The sequence below is a fragment of the Streptomyces albus subsp. chlorinus genome, from assembly GCF_013302895.1.
Lineage (GTDB): Bacteria > Actinomycetota > Actinomycetes > Streptomycetales > Streptomycetaceae > Streptomyces > Streptomyces chlorinus.
Window position 1 is genome coordinate 5,906,864 of the sequence record NZ_VJOK01000001.1, and the last position, 13,210, is coordinate 5,920,073.

Annotated in this window: 8 protein-coding genes and 1 pseudogene; 2 read left to right on the plus strand and 7 right to left on the minus strand. The window is 74.7% G+C overall.

Annotated elements, in window-relative coordinates:
* Window positions 1–24: 24 nt before the first annotated feature.
* The 7 genes and pseudogenes from mmuM to FM076_RS25685 all read right to left on the minus strand — a co-directional run bounded on the left by mmuM (window position 25) and on the right by FM076_RS25685 (window position 9,470).
* Window positions 25–973, minus strand: a pseudogene (mmuM, locus tag FM076_RS25655) (homocysteine S-methyltransferase).
* A complete protein-coding gene (locus tag FM076_RS25660) occupies window positions 970–1,893 on the minus strand; it encodes an LLM class F420-dependent oxidoreductase (protein ID WP_173873276.1) in 924 nt (307 codons plus the stop codon). Before FM076_RS25660 ends, mmuM begins: the two are co-directional and overlap by 4 nt.
* Before the next feature lie 130 nt (window positions 1,894–2,023).
* On the minus strand, window positions 2,024–3,796 hold the full coding sequence (locus FM076_RS25665) for a hypothetical protein (RefSeq protein ID WP_173873277.1): 1,773 nt from the start codon (window positions 3,794–3,796) through the stop codon (window positions 2,024–2,026).
* Window positions 3,793–6,606, minus strand: a complete 2,814-nt coding sequence (locus FM076_RS25670) for a hypothetical protein (protein ID WP_173873278.1) — start codon at window positions 6,604–6,606, stop codon at window positions 3,793–3,795. Before FM076_RS25670 ends, FM076_RS25665 begins: the two co-directional genes overlap by 4 nt.
* Before the next feature lie 586 nt (window positions 6,607–7,192).
* On the minus strand, window positions 7,193–7,651 hold the full coding sequence (locus FM076_RS25675; protein WP_173873279.1) for a DUF6099 family protein: 459 nt from the start codon (window positions 7,649–7,651) through the stop codon (window positions 7,193–7,195).
* A gap of 104 nt (window positions 7,652–7,755) precedes the next feature.
* Window positions 7,756–8,091: a nucleotide pyrophosphohydrolase gene (locus tag FM076_RS25680; protein WP_173875008.1), complete on the minus strand. Its 336-nt coding sequence runs from the start codon at window positions 8,089–8,091 to the stop codon at window positions 7,756–7,758.
* A gap of 176 nt (window positions 8,092–8,267) precedes the next feature.
* The gene (locus tag FM076_RS25685; protein ID WP_173873280.1) at window positions 8,268–9,470 is read right to left on the minus strand and encodes an AAA family ATPase; all 1,203 of its coding nucleotides are present in this window, start codon (window positions 9,468–9,470) and stop codon (window positions 8,268–8,270) included.
* Window positions 9,471–9,784: 314 nt separating this feature from the next.
* Here FM076_RS25685 and FM076_RS25690 point away from each other — a divergent pair, with 314 nt between their 5' ends.
* Window positions 9,785–10,612, plus strand: coding sequence for an enoyl-CoA hydratase family protein (locus FM076_RS25690; RefSeq protein ID WP_173873281.1), 828 nt, complete (start codon window positions 9,785–9,787; stop codon window positions 10,610–10,612).
* Window positions 10,613–10,667: 55 nt separating this feature from the next.
* Window positions 10,668–12,974 carry a bifunctional salicylyl-CoA 5-hydroxylase/oxidoreductase gene (locus FM076_RS25695; RefSeq protein ID WP_345945445.1) on the plus strand — a complete coding sequence of 769 codons (2,307 nt, stop codon included), beginning with the start codon at window positions 10,668–10,670 and terminating at the stop codon, window positions 12,972–12,974.
* Window positions 12,975–13,210 lie beyond the last annotated feature (236 nt).

Genomic DNA, 13,210 nt, shown 5'->3' on the forward strand with positions numbered 1-13,210 from the left:
GAGCGTCCACCCGCCCGCGAGGAATCAGCCCGCGGCGTCCAGGACGTCGCGGACCGCCGCGATGTCCGCCGGGCCCACCCGGCAGCAGCCGCCGACCAGCCGCGCGCCGCGCGCCACCCATCCCGCCGCGCGCGCCGCCGCGAAGGAGGACGCCCCCGTCCACACGGAACGTGCGGCATCCCATCCCTCGCCGCTGTTCGGATAGGCGACGAGCGGCAGCCCCGGGCAGGCGCGCGCGGCGGCCTCCAGGGCGGCGTCCACCTCGTCGGCCGCACAGCAGTTGACACCGACCGCGAGCACCTGGTCGTTCCCGGCGGCCACGGCGAAGGCGTCCGCGAGCGGCTGCCCGGCGCGGGTGCGCCCGTCCGCCACGGTGTAGCTCAGCCACACCGGCACGCCCGCGCCGGCCGCCGCCCGCAGCAGCGCCTCCGCCTCGTCCGCGTCGGGAACCGTCTCCAGCGCGAGGACGTCGGGCCGCGCCCGCGCCACCGCCTCGATCCGCGGCCGGTGGAAGGCGGCCAGTTCCGCGACGCCGAGCCCGTACCGGCCCCGGTACTCGCTCCCGTCGGCGAGGACCGCGCCGTAGGGGCCCCACGGAGGCCGCCACCCACACCGGCCCGGCGGCGGCCTCGCGGGCCGCCGCGCGGGCCAGCTCCACGCCGCGCGCGAAGAGCGCCCCGGCCTGTGCTTCTGTCATCCCGCGCCGGGCGAAACCCTCGAAGGACGCCTGGTAGCTCGCCGTGATCAGCACCCGCGCCCCCGCACGCACGTACGCCGCGTGCGCCGCCTCGATCTCCTCCGGCGCCTCGGCCAGCAGCCGGGCCGACCACAGCTCGTCGGCCAGGTCGCACCCCTGGGCCTCCAGCTGGTTGGACAGCCCGCCGTCGAGGAGCACCGGGCCGCGTGCGAGGGCTTCCGCGAGCGGAGGCGGTTCCGCGGGGGGCGGTCCCGTTCCGGGCGGGGCAGCGGTCATGCCAGCTTGGCCTGCACCTGGTCGGCGATCAGGGCCAGGTGGTCCAGGTCGCCGAGGTCGAGGATCTGGAGGTAGATGCGGGTGCTGCCCAGCTCCCCGTAGCGGCCGATCTTGTCGACGACCTCCTCGGGCGAGCCCGCCAGGCCGTTCTGCTTCAGCTCGTCCACCTCGCGGCCGATGGCCGCCGCCCGGCGGGCCACCTCGGCGTCGTTCCTGCCGACGCAGGCGACCAGCGCGTTCGAGTACACCAGCTCGTCCGCGTCGCGGCCCCGCTCCTCGGCCGCCGCCCGCACCCGGCCGAACTGCCGCTCGCTGTCCTCCAGCGAGCCGAACGGCACATTGAACTCGTCCGCGTACCGGGCCGCCAGCCGCGGGGTGCGCTTGGCGCCGAAGCCGCCGATCAGCACCGGGATGCGCTCCTGGTACGGCTTGGGCAGCGCCGGGCAGTCCTTGAGCTGGTAGTAGGTGCCGTCGTAGTCGAACTTCTCACCGACCGGCGTCTCCCACAGGCCGGTGATGATCGCCAGCTGCTCCTCCAGCCGCCCGAACTTCTCCTTCGGGAAGGGGATGCCGTAGGCAGTGTGCTCCTCCTCGTACCACCCCGAGCCCAGCCCGAAGTCGATCCTCCCGCCCGACATGGCGTCCACCTGGGCGACCTGGATGGCCAGCGTGCCCGGCAGCCGGAAGGTGCCCGCCGTCATCAGCGTGCCCAGCCGGATGCGGCTGGTCTCCCGGGCGAGCCCGGCCAGGGTGATCCAGGCGTCGGTCGGGCCGGGGAGACCGTCGGAGTCCCCCATGGCCAGGTAGTGGTCGGAGCGGTAGAAGGCGTCGAAGCCCAGGTCCTCGGTGGCCTTCGCCACCTTCAGCAGCGTGTCGTAGTCGGCCCCCTGCTGGGGTTCGGTGAAGATTCGCAGTCGCATGCCCCCATCTTGCCTGGTGGCCGCGGCGACCCGGCGGCTCCCCTCGCCAGTGGCCCTCGCCAGTGGGCCCGGCCCCCCTCCACCGGCCCTTCACCGGGACGGGCAGGGGGCGGGGCGCGCGGCCCGGCGGTCAGGGGCCGAAGCACTCCTCCAGGAAGCCCACGCTGCCGGGATTCTGCGGCTCGGTGTCGAAGACCTGGCCGCCGACCACGGCCAGCATGTGCCGCATCGCGTCGTACTGGTTCTCGTAGGTCTTGTCCCGCGCCGCCGTGCGGGCCTCCTCGGCCATGTCCTCGGACACCTCGTTCTGGTCGTCCCAGTCCGCGAGGACATAGCGCTGCCAGGGGGACCCTTGGAGAGGACGCGCCCAGAAGGCGTCATAGTCGCCCCTGGGCAGCAGCGTGACGTCCGCCCCCGCGCGGGTCAGCGCGTCGAGGAGGGCCTGGGGCACCGGGCCCGTCGCCGGCGACTTGACCACGAACGCCCGCAGCCGCCGCCCCGTGCGGGCCGCCGACGTGGCGGCCCGCACGAGGCCGTCCCGGTAACGGTCGATACGGCCGTCGTCGACCGAGATCAGCCGGGCGACACCGGTCGCGTTGTTCCCCACGGCCTTGTCGGCGGCCTCCCCGCCCCGGCTGTAGCCGGCGATCCACAGCAGCGGGTCCACCCGGAGGGGTTCGGCCGGGCCGCCGCGGAAAGCGAGGGGGGTGATTCCCCGCAGGGACAGCGGCTGGCCACGCCCGCCCAGCGCGCCGCTCGACCACAGCAGCGCCAGGGCCTGGGTGATGTGGCCGGCCAGCCCCGCGCGCATCGCGTTGTCGTAGGCGCCGTCGATGCCCCGCGCCGCGGGCCAGGGCAGGAACAGCACCCGCTGCTCGGAGTCGTCGGCTTCCCTCAGCCGGGCGGCGGAGCGCGCCAGCTGGTGCTCCAGGGCGACGGGCAGGCCCCTCATCCGCTCGCTCGGCCGACCCGGCGTCCTCCCGTCCTCCTTCAGCCTGCGCAGGTGGTCCAGGAGCAGGGTGTCGTACGGGGTGTAGTACTTGATGCGCGGGGCCTGTTTCCGGTTGCGCCCCTGGAGCAGATAGTGGGCCAGGTGGTCCATGCCCGCCAGCCCGTGCAACGGGTCGGTGAGCCCCTTCTCGCTCCCGGACGCGTAGGGGTACGCGCTGTTGACGGGCCGGAAGAAGACCGCGCCGCCGATCCGGGTGTGTGCTGGGAGCGGGGCCATGGCGGTGGGCGGCAGGGCAGCGAACCAGAGCAAGGGCACGCCCCAGGTGCTCGCCAGTACCCGCAACCGGGTCGGCTCCCCCGCGCACTCCGGGTCCAGATACCAGGAGTTGAACTGCCACTGGCTGAAGGCGGGGTCCGAACGCGGCAGGTTCCCGCGGAGCGTCGGCCGGTGGTGCAGGTCCCACCACAGGCCGGTGATGTCGACGAAGTCCGCGGCGACGCGCAGCGACGCCGGGCGGGGCCCCGCGGTGAGGAGCGGGTGGGGCCCGGTGAAGACCTGGGCCGGGCCGCCCTCCGGGACCACGACGGGCTTCCGCCCCGGCACCACGTCCTGCCCGGCGTTGGTCGGCTGGAGCCCCACGACCGTGCGGCCCACGGCGTGGCCGTCGTACACGGGGGCGCCCTGCCCGGTGAGCCGCAGCAGTTGGACGACCTCCAGGCCGACGGGGCCGGTGAGGCGCCCCGCCGAGGGCGTGACCCGCACCTCCAGCCGCATCGGCGTGCCCGCGGGGACCTCGAAGACGGCCCCGGTCGGGGTGCGCGAGACGGGCGGCACGCTCCTTCCCGTGCCGCTCGCCCACCACTCGGGGAAGGGCGGGTCCAGATGGATCTGCGCGACCGTGTCCTTGAGCAGGAAGTGCGGCTGGTCGGCCCAGGAGAGGTGCAGCCTCACCGCTGCTGCCCGGTCCTGGGGTCGTACTCCACCTCGACCGCGACCACCTGGTCGGTGGGCAGCACCTCCACCCACTGGTCGAAGACCTGGTACGGCTCGGCCGGGCGGAAGCCGCCGTCCAGCGGGTCGAACCCGGTCTCGAAGACCCTCTCGGACCGCAGGGTGTTGGCCACATCGGTGTTCTTCTCCTGGAGTTCCCGCGCGCGCAGCTCCAGGACCTCCCCGATGGTCTTGCCCCGGTAGGCATCCGGGTCGCCGGTCTGCCAGGTGTACGGCTTGCCCAGCGCGGCCTCGCCCTCGACATGGGCGCCCATCAGCCAGCCGAGCGCCGCCACCTCGTGACCGGGCCTGATGGGCAGGACCGCCTTGACCCAGGCGGAGTTGAGGAACTCGTTGCGCCGCTCGTCGCCGTCGGCCTGGATCAGCCAGCCCAGCGAGCTGCCCATCGGCGCGGTCTGGGCGTTCTCGGTGAGCGGGTAGTTGATGCGCCACTCCGGCTTGCGGAGGTTCACCGGGTGGGCGGCCTCCGGCGGATTGTTGGCCGCGGTGTGCGAGTAGTGGCTGGGCACCGTCGCCCCGGCGAGCGGATCTGAGTCGATGCGGTCCCACTCGTAGGGCGCCACGGGCACCCGCCCCCGGGAGCGCTCGCCCGCCGTGGAGGCGGCGCCGGGCCGCCAGAAGTCCGGCGCGACGAAGTACAGCATGCGGTCGACGTCGAACATCTGCCGGATCAGCTCGGAGCCGAGGTGCGGGCTGCTGCCGTGGAAGAGGTCGAGCTGGCTGATCAGGTTCGCGAAGACGGACTGCCGCTCCTCCTTGCGCAGTTCCTCCGCCGGGCGCCTGCGCACCTTGCTCACCAGCTCGACCCGCTCCCGCACGGCCCTGGTGTACGCGGTGCGCTGGAGCTTGGCCACCTCCTTGCGGTACTCGGCCAGCTCGCGCTCGTAGGCGTCCTGGGCCGGGTTCTCGGCGGGAGGGTCCCAGTAGACGAGGAAGGTGAGGCTGACGTAGTTGCTGTTCGCGAAGTTGACGAGCTTGCAGTTGACCCGGAACTGGCCCGAGCGGTGGTCGACGACCTCGTAGTCCGCGAGGAACTTGGTGCCGCTGCCGTTGCCCGCCTTCGCCTCCTTCAGCCGGACCGGCTTCTCCACCTTCGTGCTGAGGGTGTACCCGGGGCCGGGCGCCACCGGTGTGTAGTCGAAGTGCGCGACCAGGTACTCGTCGGAGTGGCCGTGCCAGAGCCGGTCGAAACCCTGCTGCAGCGTCCAGTCCTCGGACAGGTGCGGCCCGTTGCGGCTGTCGGGGTGCTGCTGCACGGGGTAGATGTCGGTGTAGGTGGTCTGGGTGAGGCCCAGCGGCTCCGGCGGCACCGGCTTCTTCAGCGACGTCAGGTCGGGCGCCTCCACCACGTGCAGCAGCTCCCCGAGACCGAGGCCGCGCCCCGGGTCCCCGACGAAGACCTGCCAGCTCATCTGCGTGCCGATGTGCTGCACTTGGACGCCGACCTTGCGCATCTTGCGGCGCAGCTCGTAGTTGACGAGCCGGTCGGTGGTGTTCTGCACGACGTAGCGGCGGCTGGAGGTGTCGGTGGTCTCCGTCACCGTCTTGAAGGTCGTCTTGAAGTTGCGGTGGATCTCGCTGCTGACCTTGGTGCTCTGCGTCCTGCTGTGTTTGTGGGTGACCTCGGAGGACTTGTTGGTGGTGTTCTTGGTGCTGTAGCTGGTGCTCACGTCGCCGTGCACGATGCCGACGTAGCTGGCCCCGGCGTTGGCGGTGACCCCGAGGGAGGTCTCGTTGGCGTTGTCCTCCTTGACCGCGTCCGCGACATCGGTCTGGTCGGTCAGGTTCTCCTCCGCACGGCTGACGCTCTCCTCCGACTGCTCGGCCGTGCGCTCGACGAGGGTGCGCCGGGTGGCGGTCTCCACCACCTCGACGGTGCCGCCGGGGCTGAGCCACAGATGGCCGACGGGCGCGCCGAGGAACGTGTCGAACTCGAAGAAGTACTCGCGGAAGAGGTCCACCAGGCCGACCGGGCTGAGGATGCCCTCGGTGGGCGGCTGCGGCAGCGCGAGCGGGGCGGGACCGCCGTCGGGCCCGGACGTGGCCGCGAGGGCCGCGAGACCGGGCGGTGCCGCGAGTCCCGGCAGACCGGCGGAACCGAGGAGGCCGGCGAGCCCCGCGAGTCCGGCCGCGTCCAGGGCGCGCGCCGCCTCGCCGGTGAACAGCTCCCGCGAGGGCCGTGCGCCGCCCGCCGCCACGGCGAGGCGGCTGCCCGCCGAGTAGCCGAGCCAACCGGGCAGCGGCTGGTAGACGCCGAACAGCTCGCTGGCGTACGGCAGCGTCCCGCCGAAGTCGGTGACCGGCCGGCCGTGCGGCACCCGGGGCACCGGCGCGGGGGCGGGCAGGGTCTGCGTGTTCGCCGCGTCCTCGCCGGGTGCCGTGGCGAAGGGCGTCACCGTCCACGGCGCCGAGCCCGAGCGGGTCACCAGGAACAGTTCGCGGGCCTGCTGGGCGGGCGGGGCGACGACCGCGAGGGTCTGCGGGCCCGGGGTGGTGATCACCCGCCCCGCGTGGACGCGGCTGAGGCCGCCGTCGGGTTCGAGGAACATGCCCTCCAGCGCCGGAACGCCGGGGAACAGCCGGGGATCGCGTACGTCGGCGTCCGCCGGGAGTGCCAGCGCGACCCGCTGCCCGAGGCGTAGTTCGCTCCCGAAGCCCGGTTGCACGGAGTACGACCAGATCTGGTGCGGCAGGCCGGTGCCCGCCGTACCCAGCGGGGTCCTGCCGGTGAATGTCACGACCAGCGTCACGTGTGCTCGCCGTCCCTCCATGTCTCGTGCGCGCCGCGTGGGTGCTCATGTCCCCTGCGACCGCGCGGCTGCGCCTCGTTCGGGCGGGCCCGCGTGCTCCTCCGTGCCCGCACGGCCGCCACGGGCGCGGGGCCGGTGTGCCGGGGGAGGGGGAGGCGCGGTGGTGGTGCTCGCGGCAGCGGGTGGTCGGGGCGGGCGCGGATGGTGGGTGCCGGGGGGCGGCGGCCCCGGGGCCCGGCGCGGTGCGCGGGGCGGACGTGGGCCGGGAGTGCGGGGGACGAGGGTGGCGTGGTGGAGGTGGGCGACGCAACGGATGTCATGGACACCATGAACGTCGTGGACAGGGCCGACCGCTGCTCGAACGCTGCTTGGACCGGTCATGCTGGCACGGTCGGATGCCGCGCGAGGTACGTGCGCTCCCGCACGCCCCCGCTTCACCACCGCGCGCCCCGAAACGGCGTGAGCGGCGGAAGCTGCCCGCCGCCACTCCGGCGGTGCGCGGCCGTCGGCGGTAGCGGTCACGGCCGACGGGCAACACGTGTGCGCCGCCGCCGGCCCGCGCGGGGCGGGCCGCCTGGCCTGCCGGCTAGGCCAGGCTGCCGCGTTCGCGCATCGACAGGGTCCGCAGGATCGCGGCGACCCGGTCGCCTGACTCGTCCGCCGCGTCGATGGCCTCCATGCACTGCCAGTACAGTGCCTCGTCCTCGGCGGTCACCGCGACGCCCACCAGGGCGACCCCCGCCTCGCCCAGCAGCGCGCCCAGGTCGTCCAGCGTGCGCCGGGGATCGTCGATCGCCGACAGCTGCGCGGCGCGCATTCCTCCGGCGCGCGGCGCCGTGAGGTGCCGGGACCCGGTCGCCCGGGCCCCCACCTCGCTCAGGCCCAGGGCCTCGGACCGCACCGCCGGAGGCCCGCTGACCGCGAGATGGCTGCCCACCGCCACGGCGAGCGCCTGGGCCTGCCAGGCCTCCGTCACGATGTCGGCCACGTCCGCGCTGAGCGCGAGCGCTTGCCGGGTAGCGGCGATCAGCCGTACTGCGTCCATCGGTTTCCCCCTTACTCGTCGCTACCCAGCGTGACTGTCAATGGCCAGCTCCGCCAGGGGGTTTCGGGAATTTATGGATAAAAAGGTTCGTCAGGAGAACTCCGTCACTCCATAGAGTGACCGGTTCCGGGCTTCGGGAAACGCGTTTCGTTCCTCTCGATCTTCGCTTCCAGTGCGGAGAGGGGATCGACCCCCACCACATGGCAGAACTGGAGGAGGTAGGCGAGGACATCCGCGACCTCGTCCTCGACCCGCCCGGCGGTCTGCGCGTCGGCCATCACACGGGCTGACTGCTCGGGGGTCAACCACTGGAAGATCTCCACCAGTTCGGACGCCTCGACGCTGAGCGCGGCCGCCAGGTTCTTCGGGGTGTGGTACTGCCCCCAGTCCCGTTCGGCCGCGAACCGCGCCAGCCGCCGCTGGAGTCCGGCGACGGTCAGCGGGGTTCCGCCGCCGGCGTTCGGGGTCCCGGCGCCGGTGTCCCGGGCCCCGGCGCCGGTGTCCCGGGCCCCGGCGCCGGTGTCCGGGGTTCCGGCGTCGGTGTCCGGGGTTCCGGCGTCGTGGGGTCCCTCGGCGGTGGGGGGCGTGCGGTGGCGACCGGTGTCGTGCGTCTCGTTCACGCTCCCAGGTCTACCAGGCGCACCCCGGCCGCCCGCGACGCCTCCCGGGCCAGCGGACCGCCGGCCGAACCGGTCGCCAGCAGCCGGACGTGGCCCCGCTCGCCCATCCGGCGCGCCAAGGTGAGCAACTGGGCCGTCTGCCGCCCGTCCAGGCCCCGGTCGAGTCCGTCCGCCAGCACGGTCAGCGTCTGCCGTGCGGCGGGCACCTCGTGCACCGTGTCCACCGACAGCACGCCGGGTCCCGTCAGCAGCACCAGTGCCAGCGCCGCGAACCGCAGCTCTCCGTCCCCCAGCCACTCCAGCGGGGTGGCCGCGCCGGTGGCGTCCCGCTCCAGCAGGCCCCGCACCAGACCGCCCGCGCTCTCCTGGGCCCGCAGTTGGAGGACCGGGCCCGCGCAGCCCTCCCGCAGCGCGGCGAGCAGTGCCGCGTGCCGGGTCGAGCACTCCGCCCGGGTGCGCCGCAGCACGTCGGCGAGGTTCGCGCAGTCCCCGCGCAGCAGTCCGTCCCGTACGGCGACCGGCCGGCGCATCAGACCGGGGTCGGGGTCGCAGGCGAAGACCGAACGCAGCGCCACGACGACCTGTTCCGCGGCGTCCAGCAGCAGCCGCTCCTCCTCGGTGATCCCCGCCACCCGCAGGGGCAGCAGGGGCAGCGTGAGCCGGTCGTCGGGGAAGGGGGAGCGCAGCACGCGTGCCGCCCCGCCTGCCTGGCAGGTGGCCTCCAGCACGCGCCGGGAGGGGTCCCGCAGCGCGGTCGTCAGCAGGGTGCCGCCGCCCGGACGCTCCAGCCGCTCGCCCACCACGCGCAGTTCCGGCACCGCCTGGACGGCCACGTCGAAGCTCAGCGTCCCCTCCGGGCCGTCGACCACGCAGCCGAGGCGGAACCCGCGCCGCCCCTGCGGGTCGGGCCGCGCGCGCTGCGGTACGTACGGCGAGTGGCCGCCCGCCCGGTCCGCGAACACGTCCTCGAGCGCCTCGCCGCCACCGAGCCGGGCGAGGGCCTCGCAGGCGGCCAGGACGGAGGACTTGCCGCTGCCGCTCGGTCCGGTCACCACGGTGACGGCGCCGACCGGGACGGTACGCGCGTACAGCGAGCGGAAGGCCGACAGGCGCAGCGCGCTGACGACCGGCGCCCGCGCGGCCTGCCGGAGCCGGCCGTCGAACCCGGCTGTGTCCCTGCTGCGTTGTGGCGCTCCCATGTGCGCGACCGTAGGGAGGCCGCCGGGTGGCGAACCGTTCCCCCAGCACCGCCTTCGCCCGATCGGGTGAGGGCGGTGCGCCCCCTCGGCGGGGAAGGCCGCCCGGCCCGTGCACGCACCCCCTGCCCCACCCGTACGCGCCTCCCGCCGCGTCCGTACGCGCGCACCCCCGCACCGGGCCGCACGGCGCGTCCCGTCCTGCCCACCGTCCATCGCGCACTCGTGACGGCGGTCACGAAGGAGTGATACGTTCGGCGCGGGACGGCCCGCGAGTCCTGGGCGGGCGGAACGCCGACGGAGCGACGGAGGCCCGCATGAGCCCGTTCACCGGATCCGCGCCGCGCACTCCGCGATGGCGGCATCTGGAGGTGCGCGAGGAGGGCGGGGTCACCACCGTCACGCTCGCGCGCCCGGCGAAGCTGAACGCGCTGACGTTCGAGGCGTACGCCGACCTGCGCGACCTGCTCGCCGAACTCTCCCACCGCGACCGCCCCCGAGCCCTCGTGCTCGCGGGGGAGGGGCGCGGCTTCTGCTCGGGCGGGGACGTGGAGGAGATCATCGGCGCCACGCTCGGGATGGACACCGGACGGCTCCTCGACTTCAACCGGATGACGGGACAGGTGGTGCGGGCCCTGCGGGAGGCGCCCTTCCCCGTGGTCGCCGCGGTGCACGGGGCCGCCGCGGGCGCGGGCGCGGTGCTGGCGCTCGCGGCGGACTTCCGGGTGGCCGACCCGACGGCGCGGTTCGCCTTCCTCTTCACGAAGGTCGGTCTCTCCGGCGGCGACATGGGCGCCGCCTACCTGCTGCCGCGCGTGGTCGGGCTCGGCCACGCCACCCGCATCCTGATGCTGGGGGAGCCGGTGCGCGCTGCCGAGGCCGAACGCATCGGGCTGATCAGCCAGTTGGTGGACGAGGGGCGGGCCGCGCGGGCCGCGCGGGACCTGGCCGTACGACTCGCGGACGGCCCCGCGCTCGCCCACGCGCAGACCAAGGCGCTGCTCACCGCGGAGCTGGACCTCCCGCTGTCCGGCGCTGTCGAACTGGACGCCGCCACCCAGGCGTTGCTGATGCACGGCGAGGACTACAAGGAGTTCCACGCCGCCTTCACCGGGAAACGGCCTCCCGTCTGGCGGGGCCGGTGAGGCACCGGCGGGGGGAGGGGCGCCGGTGAGCGGCGGGGTGTCGGCCGGCGGCAGCGTGCCGTCCGGTGGCCGAGGGCCGTCCGGTGGCCGGGCGCCGCTGCGGGTCGCCGTCATCGGGGGCGGTCCCGGGGGGCTCTACGCCGCCGCGCTGCTCAAGCGGCTGGACCCGGCCCGCGAGGTCACCGTCTTCGAACGGAACGCGCCCGAGGACACCTTCGGATTCGGCGTGGTCCTCTCCGACGAGACCGTCGGCGGCATCGAGAACGCCGACCCGGACGTCTACGGGACCCTCCGCCGGCACATGGTGCGCTGGGACGCCATCGACGTCGTCCACCGGGGCCGCACCCTGCGCTCCACGGGCCACGGGTTCGCCGCCGTGAGCCGCCGCACCCTGCTGTCCGTACTGCACGCCAGGTGCCGGGAGCTGGGCGTGCGGCTGGTGTTCCGCACCGAGGCGCCGCCCGCCGCCCGGCTGGCCCGCCACCACGATCTCGTCGTCGCCGCGGACGGTGTGCACAGCGCCACCCGCACCGCGCACGCCGAGGTCTTCCGCCCCACCGTCACCGCCCACCGGTGCCGCTACATCTGGCTGGCCGCCGACTTCGCGCTGGACGCCTTCCGGTTCGAGATCGCCGAGAGCCGGCACGGCCTCTTCCAGTTGCACGCCTACCCGTACGCACCCCGCGCCTCGACCGCCGTCGTCGAGGCCCGCGAAGAGGTGTGGCGGGCCGCCGGGCTGGACCGGATGGACGAGAGGGCCTGCGCGCGGTGGTGCGCCGGGCTCTTCCACGAGACGCTGGGCGGCCGTCCGCTGCGCGGCAACAACTCGCAGTGGACCGCTTTCCGTACGGTCGCCACCGCGCGCTGGTCCCACGGTCGCGTCGTCCTGCTCGGAGACGCCGCGCACACGGCGCACTTCTCCATCGGCTCCGGCACCAAGCTGGCCGTCGAGGACGCCCTCGCGCTCGCCGCGTGCCTGCGCGAACAGCCCGATGTGCCCGGTGCGCTGGAGGCGTACGAGGCGGAGCGGCGGCCCGTCGTCCAGTCCACCCAGCGGGCCGCGCGGGCGAGCCTGACCTGGTTCGAGGAGCTGGCCGGGTACACCCGGCAGCCGCCCTACCGGTTCGCCTTCAATCTGCTGACCCGCAGCCGCCGGGTCACCCACGGCAACCTGCGGCTGCGCGATCCGGGCTTCGTCGCGGCGACCGAGCGGGAGGCGGGGATACCCGGCGGTACGCCGCCGATGTTCACCCCCTTCCGGCTGCGCCGGCTGACGCTGCGCAACCGGGTCGTGGTCTCCCCGATGGACATGTACAGGTCGCGGGACGGCGTGCCCGGCGACTTCCACCTCGTCCACCTGGGCGCGCGGGCACTGGGCGGCGCCGGGCTGACCATGACGGAGATGGTGTGCGTCTCGGCGCGGGGCCGCATCACGCCCGGCTGCGCGGGGCTGTGGAACGACGTGCAGGAGGCGGCGTGGCGCCGCGTCACCGCGTTCGTGCACGCCCAGTCGCCGACGGCCGCGATCGGCCTCCAGCTGGGCCACTCCGGCCGCAAGGGGTCCACCAGGCTGATGTGGGAGGGGATCGACGACCCGCTGCCGGAGGGGAACTGGCCGCTGGTCGCGGCCTCGCCGCTGCCCTACCGCCCCGGGGTCAGCCAGGTACCGCACGAGCTGACGCGGGTGCAGCTGGCCGCGATCCGGGACCAGTTCACCGAGGCCGCGCGCCGTGCCGCCCGCGCGGGCTTCGACCTGCTGGAGCTGCACTGCGCCCACGGCTATCTGCTCTCGGGGTTCCTCTCCCCGCTGACCAACCGGCGCACCGACGCCTACGGCGGCTCGCTGACCGCCCGGCTGCGCTACCCCCTCGAAGTCTTCGACGCGGTACGCGAGGCGTGGCCCGCCGAGCGCCCCATGACCGTACGGATATCGGCCACCGACTGGGCCGAGGGCGGCACCACCGGGGAGGACGCGGTGCGGATCGCCGCCGCCTTCGCCGAGCACGGCGCGGACGCCCTCGACGTGTCCACCGGCCAGGTCGTCGCCCACGAGCGGCCCGACGTCGGCCGCTCCTACCAGACGCCCTACGCCGATCGCATCCGCAACGCCCTGGGCGTCCCCGTCATCGCGGTCGGCGCCGTCTCCTCCTGGGACGACGTGAACTCGCTCGTGCTGGCCGGCCGCGCCGACCTGTGCGCCCTGGCCCGGCCGCACCTGTACGACCCGCACTGGACGCTGCACGCGGCGGCCGAGCAGGGGTACGAGGGGCCGGGCGCACCGTGGCCCGAGCCGTACCGGGCGGGCAGCCGCCGGCCGCCGGCCGGCCGCACGGACGCGCCCAAGCCCCGCCTCGCCCTCTGACCGGGCGCGGGCCGGCCCCGCCGGAGGACGGGGCCGGGGCGCAGGCGCGGCACGGGCCGACCACCCGGTATGCGACGACCCGGTATGCGGGGCCCCGGTACGTCGCCCGGCCAGGTGCCCCCCCGGCCAGGTGCCCCCGGGCAGGTGCGCCCCCGGGCAGGTGCCGCCCCGCCCTCCGCCCCGCCTGACGCGCCGCCCGGTCCGCCGTACCGTGGAAGTGTGTCCGCACGGAAGGC

What these genes read in the sequence shown, in the direction of transcription:
- FM076_RS25690 (WP_173873281.1), top strand. Translation starts at nt 9,785, where the DNA reads ATGAGCCCGTTCACCGGATCCGCGCCGCGCACTCCGCGATGGCGGCAT.
- FM076_RS25685 (WP_173873280.1), bottom strand. Translation starts at nt 9,470, where the DNA reads ATGGGAGCGCCACAACGCAGCAGGGACACAGCCGGGTTCGACGGCCGG.
- FM076_RS25660 (WP_173873276.1), bottom strand. Translation starts at nt 1,893, where the DNA reads ATGCGACTGCGAATCTTCACCGAACCCCAGCAGGGGGCCGACTACGAC.
- FM076_RS25675 (WP_173873279.1), bottom strand. Translation starts at nt 7,651, where the DNA reads ATGGACGCAGTACGGCTGATCGCCGCTACCCGGCAAGCGCTCGCGCTC.